General features: G+C 65.3%; 12 protein-coding genes and 1 pseudogene. 10 read left to right on the top strand and 3 right to left on the bottom strand.

Features of this window, described 5'->3' with window-relative positions:
- Nucleotides 1–222 precede the first annotated feature (222 nt).
- A pseudogene (locus E4Q08_RS04120) lies at nucleotides 223–984 on the top strand (2Fe-2S iron-sulfur cluster-binding protein); the annotation flags it as partial.
- A 69-nt stretch (nucleotides 985–1,053) separates the two neighbouring features.
- Nucleotides 1,054–2,493, top strand: coding sequence for a dihydrolipoyl dehydrogenase (locus E4Q08_RS04115; RefSeq protein WP_169069442.1), 1,440 nt, complete (start codon nucleotides 1,054–1,056; stop codon nucleotides 2,491–2,493).
- 16 nt (nucleotides 2,494–2,509) lie between these two features.
- Here E4Q08_RS04115 and E4Q08_RS04110 read toward each other — a convergent pair whose 3' ends face one another.
- Genes E4Q08_RS04110 through E4Q08_RS04100 form a run of 3 tightly spaced genes read right to left on the bottom strand, consistent with a single transcriptional unit; the run spans nucleotide 2,510 to nucleotide 5,564 of the window.
- Nucleotides 2,510–3,574 carry a sensor histidine kinase gene (locus tag E4Q08_RS04110; protein WP_169069441.1) on the bottom strand — a complete coding sequence of 355 codons (1,065 nt, stop codon included), beginning with the start codon at nucleotides 3,572–3,574 and terminating at the stop codon, nucleotides 2,510–2,512.
- A 6-nt stretch (nucleotides 3,575–3,580) separates the two neighbouring features.
- The gene (locus tag E4Q08_RS04105) at nucleotides 3,581–4,285 is read right to left on the bottom strand and encodes a response regulator transcription factor (RefSeq protein ID WP_169069440.1); all 705 of its coding nucleotides are present in this window, start codon (nucleotides 4,283–4,285) and stop codon (nucleotides 3,581–3,583) included.
- Nucleotides 4,260–5,564, bottom strand: a complete 1,305-nt coding sequence (locus E4Q08_RS04100; protein WP_169069439.1) for a PAS domain-containing protein — start codon at nucleotides 5,562–5,564, stop codon at nucleotides 4,260–4,262. The genes E4Q08_RS04105 and E4Q08_RS04100 overlap by 26 nt, the downstream gene beginning before the upstream one ends.
- 273 nt (nucleotides 5,565–5,837) lie before the next feature.
- Between E4Q08_RS04100 and bufB the strand changes: the two genes are divergently transcribed.
- The 8 genes from bufB to E4Q08_RS04060 all read left to right on the top strand — a co-directional run bounded on the left by bufB (nucleotide 5,838) and on the right by E4Q08_RS04060 (nucleotide 15,843).
- Complete coding sequence (gene bufB / locus E4Q08_RS04095) at nucleotides 5,838–6,743, top strand: MNIO family bufferin maturase (RefSeq protein WP_169069438.1); 906 nt, start codon at nucleotides 5,838–5,840, stop codon at nucleotides 6,741–6,743.
- Nucleotides 6,727–7,596 (top strand): HvfC/BufC N-terminal domain-containing protein, encoded by an 870-nt coding sequence (locus E4Q08_RS04090; protein ID WP_169069437.1) that lies wholly within the window; start codon nucleotides 6,727–6,729, stop codon nucleotides 7,594–7,596. The genes bufB and E4Q08_RS04090 overlap by 17 nt, the downstream gene beginning before the upstream one ends.
- Nucleotides 7,597–7,684: 88 nt before the next feature.
- Nucleotides 7,685–7,981, top strand: coding sequence for a BufA1 family periplasmic bufferin-type metallophore (locus E4Q08_RS04085; RefSeq protein WP_034909565.1), 297 nt, complete (start codon nucleotides 7,685–7,687; stop codon nucleotides 7,979–7,981).
- A 72-nt stretch (nucleotides 7,982–8,053) separates the two neighbouring features.
- On the top strand, nucleotides 8,054–8,548 hold the full coding sequence (locus tag E4Q08_RS04080; protein WP_169069436.1) for a DoxX family protein: 495 nt from the start codon (nucleotides 8,054–8,056) through the stop codon (nucleotides 8,546–8,548).
- 36 nt (nucleotides 8,549–8,584) lie between these two features.
- Nucleotides 8,585–9,412 carry an SDR family oxidoreductase gene (locus E4Q08_RS04075; RefSeq protein WP_248594682.1) on the top strand — a complete coding sequence of 276 codons (828 nt, stop codon included), beginning with the start codon at nucleotides 8,585–8,587 and terminating at the stop codon, nucleotides 9,410–9,412.
- A gap of 96 nt (nucleotides 9,413–9,508) precedes the next feature.
- Nucleotides 9,509–10,993: an FAD-dependent oxidoreductase gene (locus tag E4Q08_RS04070; protein WP_169069434.1), complete on the top strand. Its 1,485-nt coding sequence runs from the start codon at nucleotides 9,509–9,511 to the stop codon at nucleotides 10,991–10,993.
- Nucleotide 10,994: 1 nt separating this feature from the next.
- On the top strand, nucleotides 10,995–13,076 hold the full coding sequence (locus E4Q08_RS04065; RefSeq protein ID WP_169069433.1) for an amylo-alpha-1,6-glucosidase: 2,082 nt from the start codon (nucleotides 10,995–10,997) through the stop codon (nucleotides 13,074–13,076).
- A 22-nt stretch (nucleotides 13,077–13,098) separates the two neighbouring features.
- Entirely contained in the window at nucleotides 13,099–15,843 is a 2,745-nt protein-coding gene (locus E4Q08_RS04060) for an MGH1-like glycoside hydrolase domain-containing protein (RefSeq protein ID WP_169069432.1), read from the top strand.
- Nucleotides 15,844–15,855 lie beyond the last annotated feature (12 nt).

Raw genomic sequence — 15,855 nt, 5'->3', positions numbered from 1 at the left:
GATCCCCTTCGGCGTTCTCCACCAACTCCAGCATCTCTAGCACTTTCGCCAGTATCTTTGGATTAGCCTCCAAACGGGCCACCAAGTCTCTGGAATCGCAAGGTTCGATGTGGGAAATCTTAGGCATGGCTTCTCTCCGTGGATGGGTTCCCTACTCTATCGCAACTCTCCGCTAATTTCCTTACGTTTGCTCACGTCGCTGACAATTATCAGAGCGGGACTCGCCCAACACTTTCGTTCGCACCCGCCGGGGTGGGAATCACCCCCATGCTCGCCATGCTCCGCGAGGTGGTGTACGAAGGCGTGCGTACCCGCCGTGTACGCCGGACATTCTTCGTGCATGCGTCGCGCACCCTGGCCGAGCGCGCCTTCGACAGCGAACTGCAGGATCTGGTCGAGCGTGCCGATGGTGCGGTCGAGGCGGTGCGCATTCTCAGTCAGCCCGAACCCACGGCCGTTCTCGGCAGCGACTATGATGTTCAGGGCCGCATCGACCTGCCCTTGCTGAAAGCCATCCTGCCCTTCGACGATTTCGATTTCTACCTGTGCGGCCCGGCGGCGTTTGCTCAGGACCTGTACGACGGCCTGCGGGCAATGCAGATTGCCGACGAGCGAATTCACGTCGAGCAGTTTGGCCCTTCATCGCTGCGCCGACGGGTGACGGAAGCGGTCATGGAAAACCACCAGCCCGCCCTGCCGGTAGCCGAAACGTCCGTCGCAGTCGTGTTTGCGCGGTCAGCCAAGGAGGCACGCTGGCAACCGGGTGGCGGCAGCCTGCTCGAGCTGGCGGAGGCGCGCGGGCTGACGCCGGAATTCAGTTGCCGGGGCGGTTCGTGCGGCACCTGCAAGACCCGGATACTGGCAGGCCAGGTCAGCTATGTGTCGCCGCCGGCCGTCGCATTGGCAACGGACGAGATTCTGATTTGCTGCTCGGTGCCGGCGGCAGGTGCCGGCAACGCGGCGGGTCTGGTGCTCGACTTGTAACGCGTGGATGATACCGATTCCCGGCAGCAGCGGGCATCGGCAACGACGGACTCGAGAAAGGGAAGGCCCATGAATACACTGGAAGTTGATGTCGCCATCATCGGCGCCGGTACCGCCGGAATGTCCGCCTACCGCGCCGCGCTGGCGCATACCCGCAGCGTCCTGGTGATCGAGGGAGGGCCGTACGGGACGACCTGCGCGCGCGTCGGTTGCATGCCCAGCAAGCTGCTGATTGCCGCCGCCGAGGCCGCGCATGCGGCAAGGCACGCCGACGCCTTCGGTGTCGTCGTCGATTCGCTGCGCATCGATGGCGCCGCCGTCATGCAGCGCGTTCGCGATGAACGCGACCGCTTTGTCGGCTTCGTCACCGAGGCGGTGGAACATTGGCCGGCAGAGCACCGCTTGCGCGGTCACGCCCGTTTTCTCGACGGCCACACGCTGCAGGTTGGCGAGCACACGCGCGTAACGGCGCGGCGCATCGTCATTGCCAGCGGCTCGCACCCGAACGTGCCGGCCGAATGGCGCGAGGCCGCCGGCGACCGGCTGATCGTCAACGACGATGTCTTTGCCTGGCAATCGCTGCCGCAGTCCGTCGCCGTTCTCGGTACCGGGGTGATTGCCCTGGAGTTGGCGCAGGCCTTGCATCGATTGGGCGTGCGCGTGGGTCTCTACGGCCGCAGCGAGCGCGTCGGCCCGCTCACCGACCCCGTCCTGCAGTCCGCAACGCGCAAGGTCTTCGCACAGGAACTGCCGATGCGCCTGGGCGCGTCCGACCTGCACCTGCAGCGTGTCGGCAACGAGGTCGCCGTCCGCGTCGGTGACGAGGATGCGGCCGCTGAACAGCGCTACGAGTGGATACTGGCGGCTAGCGGCCGCCCTCCCAATCTGCAGGCGCTCGGCTTGCAGCAGAGCGGCCTGCCGCTGGACACGCGCGGTGTGCCCTTGTTCGATCCCGGTACCGGCCAGATCGCCGACAGCCACGTCTTCATCGCCGGCGACGCCACCCATGAGCGGGAGATCCTCCACGAGGCGGCCGACGAAGGCCGCATCGCCGGTGACAATGCCGGCCGCTTCCCCGACGTGCGCGTGCGTCCGCGGCGCGCCCCGTTGTCGGTGGTGTTCTCCGATCCACAGATCATGCTCGCCGGACAGAGCCACGCACAGTTGCTGCACTCGGGGCTGGACTTCGCGGTGGGTGGGGTCTCGTTCGAAGATCAGGGCCGCAGCCGCGTCATGCTGAAGAATCGCGGTGCCCTGCATCTCTATGCCGAGCGCCGTAGCGGTCGCCTGCTGGGTGCCGAAATGCTCGGTCCGGCGGCGGAGCATCTGGGGCATCTGCTGGCCTGGTCGGTGCAGCGAGGCGACAGCGTGCAGGCGATGCTCGACAGTCCCTTCTACCACCCGGTCATCGAAGAGGGCCTGCGAACGGCGCTGCGCGGGCTGCAGCGCGCCTTGCGCATGGGGCCGCCGCCCGTCGAGCGTTGCCTGGACTGTGGTCCGGGCGCGTGAACCGCGACCCTGGGTTTCAGCCGTGCCACGGCACGGCCGGCAGGCCGAAGCGGAAGGTGGTGCCAACCCCGGCGGCGCTGTCCACGGCAATGCTTCCACCGTGCAGTTCGACGATCCTCCTGGTGATCGCCAGACCCAGACCGGCGTGGCCGGCACTGCCGAACTCACCACGGTCGGCGCGGTAGTAGCGGTCGAAGACCTGCGCCAGATCCTCGGGGGCAATGCCGCGACCGGTGTCGCTGATGCTGACCAGCACGTGCTCCGCCTCGGCGGCCAGTTCGATGCGCACCGTGCCGCCGGCGGGCGTGTGGCGGATGGCGTTCTCGAGCATGTTTTCCAGGACGCGCTCGATCATGCCGATATCGGCCCGTACCGCCGGCACCGCGCTGGCAAAGCGATGTTCGAGGCGCAGGCCACGCTGCTCGGCTGTGAGCTGGAACTTCTGCAAGACGTCCTGCACCAGCTCGGTCAGCGGAAAGGCTTCCGCTTGCGGGCAGACTTCGTGGGCCTCGAGCTTGGTGAGTTCGAACAGGTCACGCACCAGTTTGCCCAGTCGGTCGCTGTGTTTGGCAGCGATCTCGAGGTAGCTGCGTGCCTCGTCGGGAGACAGCGCGCCATGCTTCAGGAGCAGGATCTCCAGGTAGCCCTGCATCGACGCGAGCGGCGTGCGCAGGTCGTGCGACACGTTGGCGAGCAATTCCCGGCGCTGCTCGTCGTTACGTTCGAGTGCCCGCAGTTGCGAGGCAATTCGGTCCGACATTTCCTGGAATGCGATGACCAGGCGATCGATCTCGTCGCCTTCCGGCCTGGCAGTCAGACCGCGCATCGGCTGGCTCAGGCCGTGGGTGCGAAACGCATCCATCTGGGCGGCCAGCAGACGCAAGCGCCGAGTCAGCAGATTGAAGACGATCAAGGCGGCGAGCAGGGAGAAGGCGATGGCACCAATGACCAGATCGGCGGCCAGCTCGAGCAGGCGGCGGCCCTCGAGCATCTGCTCCGTCGCCACGATGAAAGCGGCGCCGAGGGCAAAGAAGATCAACATGAGAGCGATCGCCAGCTTGCCGTAGAGCGACCGCAACATGGACATTCAGCCGGCGCTCTGGTCGCGGAATTTGTAGCCCACACCCCATACCGTCAGGATGAACTCCGGCTGGTTCGGATTCGGCTCGATTTTCGCGCGCAGGCGGTTGATGTGCGCATTGACGGTGTGCTCGTAACCGCTGTGGCTATAGCCCCATACCTTGTCGAGCAGTTGGGCACGGCTGTAGACGCGGCCCGGATGCTCGGCAAAGTACAACAGCAGGTCGAACTCCTTGGCGGTGAGATCGACCGGCTTGCCGGCCAGAGTCACTTGCCGCCGTTCCACATCGACGGTAAGCGGCCCCGAGTCAAGTACCTTGCCCTGTTCGGCCGGACGGGCAAGGTGGTCCACGCGGCGAAAAATGGCTTTCACCCGCGCCGCGAGCTCGAGCAGACTGAAGGGTTTGGTGAGGTAGTCGTCGGCGCCCATCTCGAGGCCGAGAACGCGATCGAGCTCGGTGGATTTTGCCGTCAGCATCAGAATAGGCGTATAGGTGCTCTTGCCGCGAATGCGGCGGCAAATCTCCAGTCCGTCCATGCCGGGGAGCATCCGGTCGAGAATCACCAGGTCATAATCCCGCGACTCCGCTTCGGCGAGGCCGACAATCCCGTCGTAGGCGGTCTTCACCGCGCACGACAGCTCGCTGAGCTGGAGCTTGATCAGCCGGGCAATGTCCTCGTCGTCCTCAACTACCAGAACCTGTCGTACCATGTTGGCTCCCTTGCGGTTGTCCGGCAGAGTGCTTCGCCGCCTGTTGTTGCAGCATTTCGAGAGCCATCTCCCTTTCCATCTCGGCCCCTGCCCGCGCCGCGAAGACGCGGTAGATGGACTCGACCAGCATCTCGTCACCCATCGGCCTGGTGTCGAGAAAAGCGAGGTGGCCAATGACCCTGCCGTCGCTGGCGAAGATCGGAATTCCGAGATATCCCTCATAGCCCGCTTCGACAGGGAAAGTCGTTCCCACGTTCTGCGGGTGGAAGCAGACGCGCCCTTCCTTGACAACGGTCTCGCAGGGCGTACCCGGCAGGTCATACTCGAAATCATCGAGAAAGGCGTGCTCGGACCAGAAGGCCAGCGTCCGCAGGCGGCTCGTCGGGTAATCCGCGCACTCGGTGATGAAGGCACACGCGACCTGTAGCGCGCAGGCGAAATGTTGCACCAGGGTGCGGTAGAAGGCATCGCCGGCGGCGCCTGCTGTGCCTTCCGCCATCTCGTTGAGGATGGTTTCAAAGCGCTTGATGCGTGTAATGTCGGTATCCAGCCCGACCATCCGATAAGCCTTGCCACTGGCATGACGGACGACCGTTCCCCGCGACAGTATCCAGCGCGTACTGCCGTCCCGATGCAGCATGCGATATTGCTGTTCGTAGGGCTCGCCGGCGCTCTCGAGGTTGGCCTGGAGGGCGGCTTCCACCGTCGCAAGATCGGCCGCATGAATGCGCTCCCGCCACTGCTCCCGGCAGTCGGGCAAGTCGCTGTCGGCGAACCCGAGCATGCTCTTCCAGCGCGGCGAAAGCAGCATTTCGCCACTCGCCAGATTCCATTCCCACAAGCCGTCGCTGCTGCCGCGCAGGGCGAGCGCGTAGCGCTCTTCGCTCAACTGCAGCGCGGCCTCTATCTCCCGGCACCGCTGCTCGGCCGCGCACTGATGCCGCCGCTGCCTGGCGGCGGCATCAGTGAGCGCTTCGATCGTGAGCTTGACGGTCTGGATTTCATCGGTCGCAGAACGACTGGCAATGACCAGATCACCTGAATCGGAAGCTTCGCCAGGGTCAAGGGCAAGGCCCGCCAGGGGCTTGATGACCTGTCGATCGACGGCGATCGCGCTGACCACCAGGAGTGCCGTTGCGGTCGCCAACGCGGCCATCGCCAAAGCCGTCCGCCCGCCCGGCAGCATCACTTCCGGTAGCCAGCCCCATGCCAAATAGGCCACCGCAAGAACGCCGAACAGGCCGGGTGGCAGCAGGATTTTCCATCGCAAGTTGATCACGAAGCGTCCTCCAGTCGTCCTTCGCGCAGCTTTCACAGGCTCAACCATAGGCGAAGTGCGCAATGGATTCAAGTTTCTGCCGAGTGTTGCCGGCCTCTCATCGCTGGGGCTGGTCGGTACCTGCCGATGTGACCGAAGCTTGAGCGCTGCGTGACACATCCGTGATTTTCAGCCGCCATACTGCTTTCGACGATGCACAACAACCAGGGAGACAGGGTTACCCCGGCGGCCACTCCGGCTGCCACCCCAGCCCGCTCGATGAGGACAATGCACATGCCTGCTACAACCGAAACTGTCGTCAGCCATGGCCGCATTACTGCGCCAGGCGCGCTGCGCAGCCGACCGCTTGCCACGGGGATTCCGGCGCGCAGTGGGGTCGGGCTGCGCGCGCCGCACTACCGCGAAATCCTCGCCACGCTACCGGCCATCGGTTGGCTCGAAGTGCACAGCGAGAACTACTTCGGTGGCGGCGGCCAGCCGCTGCACTACCTGGAGCGCATCCGCGCCGAGTATCCAATCAGCCTGCACGGTGTCGGGCTGTCGCTGGGCACGACGGACAGCCTCGATCAGGAGCATCTGCGGGCCTTGAAGACCCTGATGGCGCGCATCGAACCCGGACTGGTGTCGGAGCATCTGTGCTGGAGCAGCGTTGCCGGCAGGCACGTGAATGACCTGCTGCCGCTGCCCTATACCGAAGAGGCCCTGGCCGTGGTCTGCGCGCACGTGCGCCAGGCGCAGGAGGCGCTCGGCCGTCCAATCCTGGTCGAGAACGTCTCCAGCTATCTGCAGTACTCGCATTCGACGATCGACGAGTGGGACTTCATTGCTGAAGTCGCCGCTCGCAGCGGCTGCGGCATCCTGCTCGACATCAACAACATTTACGTCAGCGCCTGCAATCACGGCTTCGACGCACGGCGCTACCTGAAGGCGGTGCCGGCGGCAGCGGTCGGCGAGATGCACCTCGCGGGCTTCGACCGGATCGCCGGCCTCCTCATCGATACGCACGGCACCCGTGTCGCCGACCCGGTGTGGCAGCTCTACGCTGAGGCGGTCGAGATCATCGGTGCGCGGCCGACCCTGATCGAGTGGGATACCGACCTGCCGCCGCTGGCGGTACTGTTGCAGGAGGCGGCTACCGCCGATCGCATGCGTGGAGAAAGACATGCCCACGCTGCGTGAACTGGAGCTTGCTTTCGTGCGCGGCATGTTCGACACGACCGACGTCACGGCCGAGCGATTCATCTGCGCCAACGGCATGGCGCCGGCGGCGCGACTGGCGATCTACCGCAACAACATCGTCCACAACTATCGTGAGGCGCTCCGCGACGTCTATCCGGTCATCGAGCGACTGGTGGGAGAGGACTTCTTCCGTTTCGCCGCCGACCGCTACATCCCGTGCCATCCGTCGTGCCAGGGTAACCTGCATGGTTTTGGTGGCGAGTTCGCCGCTTTTCTCGAGCAATTTCCCCCGGCGGCCGGCTTGCCCTATCTCGGCGACGTGGCGCGGCTGGAGTGGAGCTGGCATGAATCGTTTCATGCCGCCGACGGCAGTGCGATGGCGATCGACCGGTTGATGACGGTGGCGGAAGCCGCGCTGCCATCACTGCACTTCCAGTTACACCCGAGCTGCCGGCTCCTGGCATCGCCTTTCCCGGTTGACCGCATCTGGGCGGCCAATCAGCCCGACGCTGCGGAGAGCGTGACGGTCGACCTCAGCGCGGGTGGCGTGCGGCTGCTGATCCACCGTCGGGGTGATGCGGTGGCCATCGAGCCCGTCGGCGACCCCGAGTTCGCATTGCTGGCGGCGCTGATGCAGGGCATGCCGCTTCGGGGTGCGCTGGACGCAGCGCGCGCGGTCGATGCGAATTTTGACCTCGCGGCCTTTCTGGTGCAGCGGGTAAGCGATAGCACGCTGGCGGGGTTCGTCGTCCCGACCAGCACTGCGATCGGGTCGGTGGCCCCGCCCGGTCGCGGGCAAGGTAGCCAACGATCGCGTTTACAGAAACGTGATCTTTCGGTGAACAGGGCGTGAAGTCCGCTCTGCATACTGACCACAGATGGGATGCCATCCTGTCTGATCTCTTCAATCAACCTGTATCAACCTGTAAGGAGAAGCAACAATGAACCACTCAGAGCAAATCATCCGTAGTGCAATCGCCGGTCTGCTGGCTCTCGGCGTCAGTGCGGCAAGTAGCCAGGCCATCGCTGCTGCCGGCGATAACGAAAAGTGCGCCGGCATCGTCAAGGCCGGCAAGAACGACTGCGGCACGAGCAAGAGTTCGTGCGCCGGAACCGCCAAGGTGGACCGTGACCCGGAGGCCTGGGTGTACGTGCCCAAGGGAACCTGCGACAAGATCGCCGGCGGTACGGTCACCACCAGCGCGCATGCCAAACCCGGCGGCGCCGCGGGCAAGTAAGACTGGCATACGCCCTGTCCGATGCGGTCGCAACGGACAGGGCGGCGCCGACCCATCCTGAAGGAGAGTGAAATGGATCTCGTAGCGAATCGAAACGGCGGCATCAGCGCACCCGCCGACCATCCCGGCCGTATCGTGCGCTGGGCACAACTCGCGCTGCGCGCCGCCGAATGGCTGGCGCCAGGCCTTGACTTCGGCATCCGCCTGCTGATCGGCAGCGTCTTCTTCCAGTCGGGGTTGAGCAAGATCGCTTCCTGGTCGTCCACCGTCGCGCTGTTCGAAAACGAATACGCGGTCCCCGGCCTGCCGCCAGAAGTGGCTGCCTACCTCGGTACCGGCGTCGAACTGTTCATGCCCGTGCTGCTGGTGCTGGGCCTGGGCGCGCGTGCGTCTGCCGCGGTACTGTTCGTGTTCAACATCATCGCCGTGATCTCGTATCCCGACCTGTCCGAGGTCGGCCTCAAGGATCACCAGTATTGGGGCCTGCTGCTGCTGGTGACCTTGTTTCACGGTCCGGGCAAGCTCTCCCTGGATCATCTGATCCGCCGCAAATTTCTTGCCTGCTGAGGTGACGTGATGACTGAATCATGCGGAGTGTGCGAAATGCGGATGCATCAGACCAACATCCGGGAAACGACGCTCGACGGTCAGCGAGCCATGGTGACGGGTGCCAACTCGGGCATCGGTGAAGCGATCGCCAAAGGTCTGGCAGAAGCCGGCGCGGCCGTGGTGGTGAACTACGTCGCCGACGATGAAAATGCCCAGCGGGTGGTCGATGAAATCTGCGCTACCGGCGGTCGCGCTTTCGCCATCAAAGCCGACGTCAGCAGCGAAGAGCAGGTGCAGGCGATGTTCCAGCAGGCCGTTGCCGAGCTGGGCTCGCTCGACATCGTGGTCAACAATGCCGGCTTGCAGCAGGACGCGCCCTTTCACGAAATGACCCTGACCCAATGGCGCAAGGTGATCGACGTCAATCTCACCGGCCAGTTCCTGTGTGCGCGTGCAGCGGTGCGCGAGTTCCTGCGCCGCGGGCTGATGCCGCAATTGTCCTGCTCGTTGGGCAAGATCATCTGCCTGTCGTCGGTCCATGACGTCATCCCCTGGGCCGGGCACGCCAACTATGCGGCGAGCAAGGGTGGTGTCGCGATGCTGATGAAAACCATGGCGCAGGAACTGGCGATGCAGAAGATCCGCGTCAACGCCATCTCGCCGGGCGCAATCAAGACGCCGATCAATACCTCGGCGTGGGCGACGGCGCAGGCGGAAGCGGCCTTGCTGAAGCTCATCCCCTACTACCGGGTCGGCGAGACGCGCGATATCGCCAGGGCTGCCGTGTGGCTCGCTTCGGATCACTCCGACTACGTCACCGGCGCAACGTTGTATGTCGACGGCGGCATGACCCTGTATCCCGAATTCCGGGAAGGAGGGTGAACATGGACTCACGGTGCACCCTGACCCAGGCGCGGACCCGCGGCGCAAGAACCGCGGTGATTGCGCCGGCGGCTGTGTATTGAAGGCGGGCGTGACATGGACTACGACGTGATCATCATCGGCTCCGGTGCCGGCGGCTGTGCCGCTGCCTATCACCTGACGCAGTCGGGCAAGCGCGTGCTGCTGCTGGAAAAGGGCATGGCCCTGCCCAGGGACGGCAGCACCCTGGACGCCGACAAGGTTCTGCGGCGCGGCATGTTTCTCAGCGACGAGCCCTGGTTCGATCGCCATGGGGCGACGATCGTGCCCGAGGAACACTTCAACCTCGGCGGCAAGACCAAGTGGTACGGTGCCGCCCTGTTGCGCTTCGCCGCCCACGAATTTGCCGCCGATGCGGATCACGCCTGCCTCGCCTGGCCTTTCCCCTACGAGGAACTGGCACCGTTCTATGACGAAGCCGAGCAGCTTCTCGGCGTGCGCCAGTTCGGGATCGAGGCCAACTTCCAGCAGATCGTCTCCGGTCTGCGGCGCCGGGATGCGCAATGGCGTCGACAGCCGATGTCCCTTGGCCTGGCGGCGGACATCCTCTCCCATCCCGAAGAAGCGCGCCACTTCGACGCCTTCGCCTCGGTGCGCGGGCTGAAGTGCGATGCCGAATCGTCACTGCTACAGCGAGTGAGCCACAAGCCGAACCTGACCGTACTCACCGGCAAAGCGGTGTCCGGGTTCATCGCTACCGGCGGCGACGTCACCCGCGTGAGCGGGGTCGAGTGCGAGGACGGCAGTCGCCATTACGCGGCCGCGGTGGTGATCGCCGCCGGCACACTGCACAGCCCTCGCCTGCTGCAGTCCTACCTGGAACGTACGGGTCTGGCGCAGGTGCTGCCGAGTTATCGCCAGGTGGGCCGCAATTACAAGGCGCACGTGCTGACGGCCATGCTCGCGCTGTCACACCGTCCGGTTACCGACGTGTTGTGCAAGACGCTGCTCCTGCTGCACGACGACATGCCGCACAGTACCGTCCAGACGCTCGGCGGCAATCTGGCCGAGGAGATCGTGCGCAGCCAAATGCCCCGCTTCGTGCCGGACTGGCTGGCGGCGCCGATCGCCAAGAGGGTCTATGGCCTGTTCCTGCAGACCGAAGACGGGTCGCATCCGGACAATCGCGTCGTCGCCACGGCGCAGGGCAGCGATCGTCCCCTGCTCGACTATGACCTGGCCCGCTTGCCTGCCGCGCAGGCGGAGCACCGGCGCCTGGTGCGTACGCTGCAACGCCAGTTGCTTGGACTGGGCTATGTCGCGCTGGTCAGGGCGATTCCACTGCAGGGCACCGCCCATGCCTGTGGCACGCTGGTAACCGGCAACGATCCGGCGACTTCCGTCGTCGATGCGCACGGCAAGGTGCACGGCATGGGCAACCTGTACGTCGCCGATGGCAGCGTGCTGCCGCGCTCCAGCCGGGCCAACCCGGCGCTCACCATTTATGCCTGGGGCTTGCGCCTGGCAAGCCATCTTGGCAGCACCGTCCTGGCCGGCAGGAAAGCCGCGGGCGGATTCACCGTGGCGCACGACGGAGGCTGAGATGACCATCCAATTACCCACTGTCGTGCGTTTTGGCCGAGAAGTCTGCGGCCAACCGGATCAGGCCGAGCGCCGCGAGTGGTGGCTGGCCAACGGCCGCGGCGCTTACGCCGCCGGTACCGTCGCCGGCTCACTCACACGCCGCTATCACGGGCTGCTGGTGGCGCCGCTGCAGCCACCGCTGGGGCGTTACCTCGTATTCGCCAAGGCCGATGCGACGCTGATCGACGGCGAACAGCGCACGCCGCTGTTCACCAATCGCTGGGGCGACGGAACCATCGCGCCGGCGGGATACGTACATATCGAGTCGTTCCGCCTGCAGGGCCGCATGCCGGTATGGCGTTTCGCCGTCGGCGACGTGTCGATCGAACAACGCGTGTGGATGGAACATGGGGCGGACACCACTTACGTCGCCTTCCGTATGCTGTCCGGAAAGACCGCCCAACGCAAGCTCACGCTGCAAGTCGCTCTGCTGGTCAATGCGCGTGATCACCACGGCAGCAGCCGGCCGGGGGACTTCGAGCCGTTGATCGAAGCGGACGACAGGCAACTCGGCATTCGCCATCCGAACTGGTTCACGCTCTACCTCAAAGCGGCCGGTGGGTCCATCGCCGCGCGCCACGACTGGTGCGAGCACTTCGACCTGCCGCTGGAGCGCGAGCGCGGCCTGCCCGACCGCGACAACCATCTTTGCGTCGGCGAGGCGACACTGGATCTGAGTGGTGGCGAATGGGTCGGCGTCGTCGCCAGCCTCGACGCCGATGCGTCCAGCGACCTCCAGGTAGCCATGGCGCGGGCTCTGGCGCGCGACGCGAGCTGTCTGCAGCGCGCCAGGGACCAGGTTCCCGAGTTGGCCGCTGCTCCCGGCTGGGTCGATCAACTGATCGTCGCCGCCGACAGCTTCATCTTCGCCCGCCCGACGCTGGGCGCGCCCGACGGCGAGTCGGTCATCGCCGGCTATCCCTGGTTCGGCGACTGGGGCCGCGACACCATGATCGCGCTGCCGGGGCTGGCGCTGGCGACCGGTCGCGCAGACACTGCCGCTCGCATCCTGCGCACCTTTGCCCGCTTCGTCGACCGCGGCATGCTGCCGAATGTCTTTCCCGGCGTGGGCGACAGCGCCGAGTACAACACCGTCGACGCAGCTCTCTGGTACCTGGAGGCCTGGCGAGCCTATGTCGAGGCGAGCGGCGACCTCAGCGGCCTGCGCGAGGTGTTTCCGGTACTGCGCGAAATCGTCGATTGGCATGTTCGCGGCACGCGCTACGGCATCGGGCTGGACGCCGGCGATGGTCTCCTGCGCGCCGGCGAAGCGGGCGTGCAGCTTACCTGGATGGACGCCAAGATCGGTGATTGGGTGGTCACGCCGCGCATCGGCAAGCCGGTCGAGATCAACGCCTTGTGGTTCAACGCGCTGGCCTCGATGAGCGAGTTTGCCGAGCGCCTGGACGAACCGGCGACGCCCTACCGCGCTCTGGCCGACGCCGCGCGCGCCGGTTTCCAGCGCTTCGTCATGGCCGGCAACGGCGGACTGTTCGACGTGCTCGACGGCCCCGCGGGCGACGACGCGTCGCTGCGACCAAACCAGATCCTTGCCGTGAGCCTGCCGCATTCGCCTCTCAGCCCGGCGGCGCAGGCCGTCGTGGTGAGGCGCGTCGGCCGCGCCTTGCTCACCTCATACGGCCTGCGCTCGCTTGATCCGGCCCATCACGATTTCCAGCCGCAGTACCGTGGCGGCGTCTGGGAGCGCGACGGATCCTATCATCAGGGACCGGTGTGGGGCTGGCTACTGGGGCACTACGCCCTGGCGGAGTACCGTGTTCGCGGCGATGCGCCAGCCGCGCAGCAGCTCCTCGAAGCGCTGCACGACCATCTGCTGGACGCCGGTCTGGGCACGGTCAGCGAGATCTTCGACGGCGCGCCGCCGCATACACCGCGTGGCGCACCGTCGCAGGCCTGGTCGGTGGCCTGCGCGCTGGAGGCCTGGTGGCGACTCGCGCGGGCGCAGCGGCAAAGCGCTGCGCAAGCATCGACGCGAAACACCGGGCCGATTGGTAGTGCAGCGACGGAAGCAGCTGGATAGTCATTTTTTTGTGGAGCAGACGATGAAAGCCAACGAGATCTTGAATAGCGAGCGGCAACGCCTGGAGGCTCAGCACGAAGGACGCGAGAACTGGCGCCTGTGGGGTCCGTACCTGGCCGAGCGCGCCTGGGGAACGGTGCGCGAGGATTACAGCGAGGGCGGTAGCGCCTGGGAATACCTGGACCACGACCAGGCGCGCGCGCGCGCCTACCGGTGGAACGAAGACGGCATGGGTGGCATTTGCGACGAAAAACAACGCCTGTGCTTCGCCCTTGCGTTATGGAACGGCGCAGACCCGATTCTCAAGGAACGTGCCTTCGGACTGACCGGCAACCAGGGAAACCACGGCGAGGACGTCAAGGAATACTACTTCTACCTCGACGCCACACCGTCGCACAGCTATCTGCGCTACCTCTACAAGTACCCACAGGCCGCCTATCCCTACGCGCAACTGGTGGCGGAGAACGGCCGCCGCAGCCGCCAGGATCCACCCTTCAATCTGCTCGACACCGGCGTCTTCAACGACCAGCGCTACTGGGACGTGGAGGTGCGCTACGCCAAGGCCGCGCCCGAGGAGATTCACATCCGCATCATCGCCAGCAACCGCGGACCACAAGTAGCGACGCTGCACGTCTTGCCGACGCTGTGGTTCCGCAACACCTGGTCATGGGGCGCCAGCGTGGACGAATGGGGCGCCCCCAAAGCGGTGAGCAAACCGCTGCTGGCCGCGGCCCCCTCGCCCAGTGGCACGCAGTGGGCCGTGCGCGCCGAAGAGGAGACGCTCGGCGCCTACTTCCTCTATGGACGGCAACCGGCTGAACCGCTCTACACCGAAAACGAAAGCAACGCCGAACGTCTGTGGAAGCACCCCAATGCGCCGCCCTATGTCAAGGACGCTTTCCATCGTTACGTGGTCAACGGCGAGCTGGCGGCAGTGAATCCCGCCCGGAGCGGCACCCGATTCGCCGCGCGGCACGTGCTGACCGCGGCCGCCGGAGAGACGGTGAGCATCGAACTGACGCTGGTACGCGGCGAACGGCAGGCGCCATTCGACGAGCAGGAGGTGGTCTTCGTCCAGCGCGCGGCCGAAGCGACGATCTTCTACGAGGACCTGCAACCGCACTGCAGCCGTGAGGACGCCCGCATCCTGCGCCAGTCGCTGGCCGGCATGATCTGGTCGAAGCAGTTCTTTCACTTCGACGTGGCGCGCTGGCAGGATGGCGACCAACTGCCGCCACCGGCAGACCGCAAGCACGGTCGCAACCGCACCTGGCGGCACATGAAGGCAGCCGACGTCATCTCCATGCCGGACAAGTGGGAGTATCCCTGGTTTGCCGCCTGGGACCTGGCGTTTCATTGCGCTGCGCTGGCCCTGGTGGACGTGGACTTTGCCAAGGATCAGATCGAACTGCTGCTCAAGGAGACCTATCTGCACCCCAATGGACAGATCCCGGCCTACGAGTGGGCGTTCAGCGACGTGAACCCGCCGGTGCTGGCGATGGCGGCGCTGAAGGTCTTCCGCACCGAGCGCGTGCAACGTGGCAAAGCCGACCTCAACTTCCTGGCGCGGGTCACCCACAAGATGCTGATGAACTATACCTGGTGGCTGAACCGCAAGGACGCCGATGGCAACAATGTTTTCGAAGGAGGCTTCCTGGGGCTCGACAACATTTCGGTATACGACCGCTCGCAGCCGCTGCCCGCCGGCTATTCGTTGAAACAGGCCGATTCCACCGGCTGGATGGCGATGTTTGCGCTCAACATGACGGTGATGGCGCTCGAACTGGCTGCCGAAATGCACGACTACGAGGACGTGGCGATCCAGTGCTACGAGCAGTTCATGGCCATCGCCAACTCGATCGCCGGTTACAACCAGAGCGGTTTGACCTTGTGGGACGAGAAGGACCAGTTCTTCAAGGATCTCGTCGTGTGCCCCGACGGGCAAAGCCGGCACATCGACGTCTTTTCGTGGGTCGGGCTGATTCCGCTGTTCGCCGTCGAGGTGATCGACCAGCGCCTGCTGAAGAACGTGCCGCGCTTCCACGCCGCTTTGGTCGGCCATTACCGGGGGACCTTCGACGGGCACAAGGTGACCCACTGCCCGATTCAGAGCAATGTCCGCGAAGAACATCTGTTGTCGCTGCTCGGACCGGCGCGACTGAAGGCGGTCTTGCAGCGGGTGCTGGACGAGCGCCAGTTCCTGTCGCCCTTCGGCGTGCGCAGCGTCTCGCGCGTTCACGCCGAGCAGTGCGACCTGGGCACGCTGCCGGGAATCGGGCAGGCGCTCATCGAGTACGTGCCGGGCGAGTCCAACTCGGGGCTTTTCGGCGGCAACTCCAACTGGCGCGGGCCGATCTGGATGCCGACGAATTATGTGCTCGTCCAGGCCATCGAAAAGTTTCACCGCTACTACGGTGACAGATTCCTGGTGCCGGCGCCGTGCTGCGAGGGCGGGCAAATCACGCTCAAGGAGGCCGCCAGGCTGATCTCGGAGCGGCTGGTGAACATCTTCCGCCGCACGCCCGACGGACGCCTGCCGGCTTTCCCCGCCGGGTCGCCGTTTCAAAGCGATCCGCATTGGCAGAATCTGTTGCTCTTCCACGAGTATTTCCATGGCGACAGCGGACAGGGTCTGGGCGCGATGCACCAGACTGGCTGGACAGGCCTGGTGGCGAACCTGGTCGAGCGCCGGTATCGCGTCGATATCCCGGCCTTCTGGCGGCAGCAGCAGCAAGCACGCCAGCCCGAACCGGCCGCGCAGGTCTAGGAGCGAGCACGC

It is taken from the genome of Candidatus Accumulibacter contiguus (assembly GCF_012940005.1).
GTDB classification, from domain to species: Bacteria; Pseudomonadota; Gammaproteobacteria; order Burkholderiales; family Rhodocyclaceae; genus Accumulibacter; species Accumulibacter contiguus.
Note: the sequence above shows the minus strand (reverse complement) of the source record. Positions and strands in the feature narration are given on the sequence as shown.

Coding starts and splice junctions, on each gene's coding strand:
- E4Q08_RS04115 (WP_169069442.1), top strand. CDS start 1,054: ATGAATACACTGGAAGTTGATGTCGCCATCATCGGCGCCGGTACCGCC.
- E4Q08_RS04110 (WP_169069441.1), bottom strand. CDS start 3,574: ATGTTGCGGTCGCTCTACGGCAAGCTGGCGATCGCTCTCATGTTGATC.
- E4Q08_RS04105 (WP_169069440.1), bottom strand. CDS start 4,285: ATGGTACGACAGGTTCTGGTAGTTGAGGACGACGAGGACATTGCCCGG.
- bufB (WP_169069438.1), top strand. CDS start 5,838: ATGCCTGCTACAACCGAAACTGTCGTCAGCCATGGCCGCATTACTGCG.
- E4Q08_RS04090 (WP_169069437.1), top strand. CDS start 6,727: ATGCCCACGCTGCGTGAACTGGAGCTTGCTTTCGTGCGCGGCATGTTC.
- E4Q08_RS04085 (WP_034909565.1), top strand. CDS start 7,685: ATGAACCACTCAGAGCAAATCATCCGTAGTGCAATCGCCGGTCTGCTG.
- E4Q08_RS04080 (WP_169069436.1), top strand. CDS start 8,054: ATGGATCTCGTAGCGAATCGAAACGGCGGCATCAGCGCACCCGCCGAC.
- E4Q08_RS04075 (WP_248594682.1), top strand. CDS start 8,585: ATGCGGATGCATCAGACCAACATCCGGGAAACGACGCTCGACGGTCAG.
- E4Q08_RS04070 (WP_169069434.1), top strand. CDS start 9,509: ATGGACTACGACGTGATCATCATCGGCTCCGGTGCCGGCGGCTGTGCC.
- E4Q08_RS04065 (WP_169069433.1), top strand. CDS start 10,995: ATGACCATCCAATTACCCACTGTCGTGCGTTTTGGCCGAGAAGTCTGC.
- E4Q08_RS04060 (WP_169069432.1), top strand. CDS start 13,099: ATGAAAGCCAACGAGATCTTGAATAGCGAGCGGCAACGCCTGGAGGCT.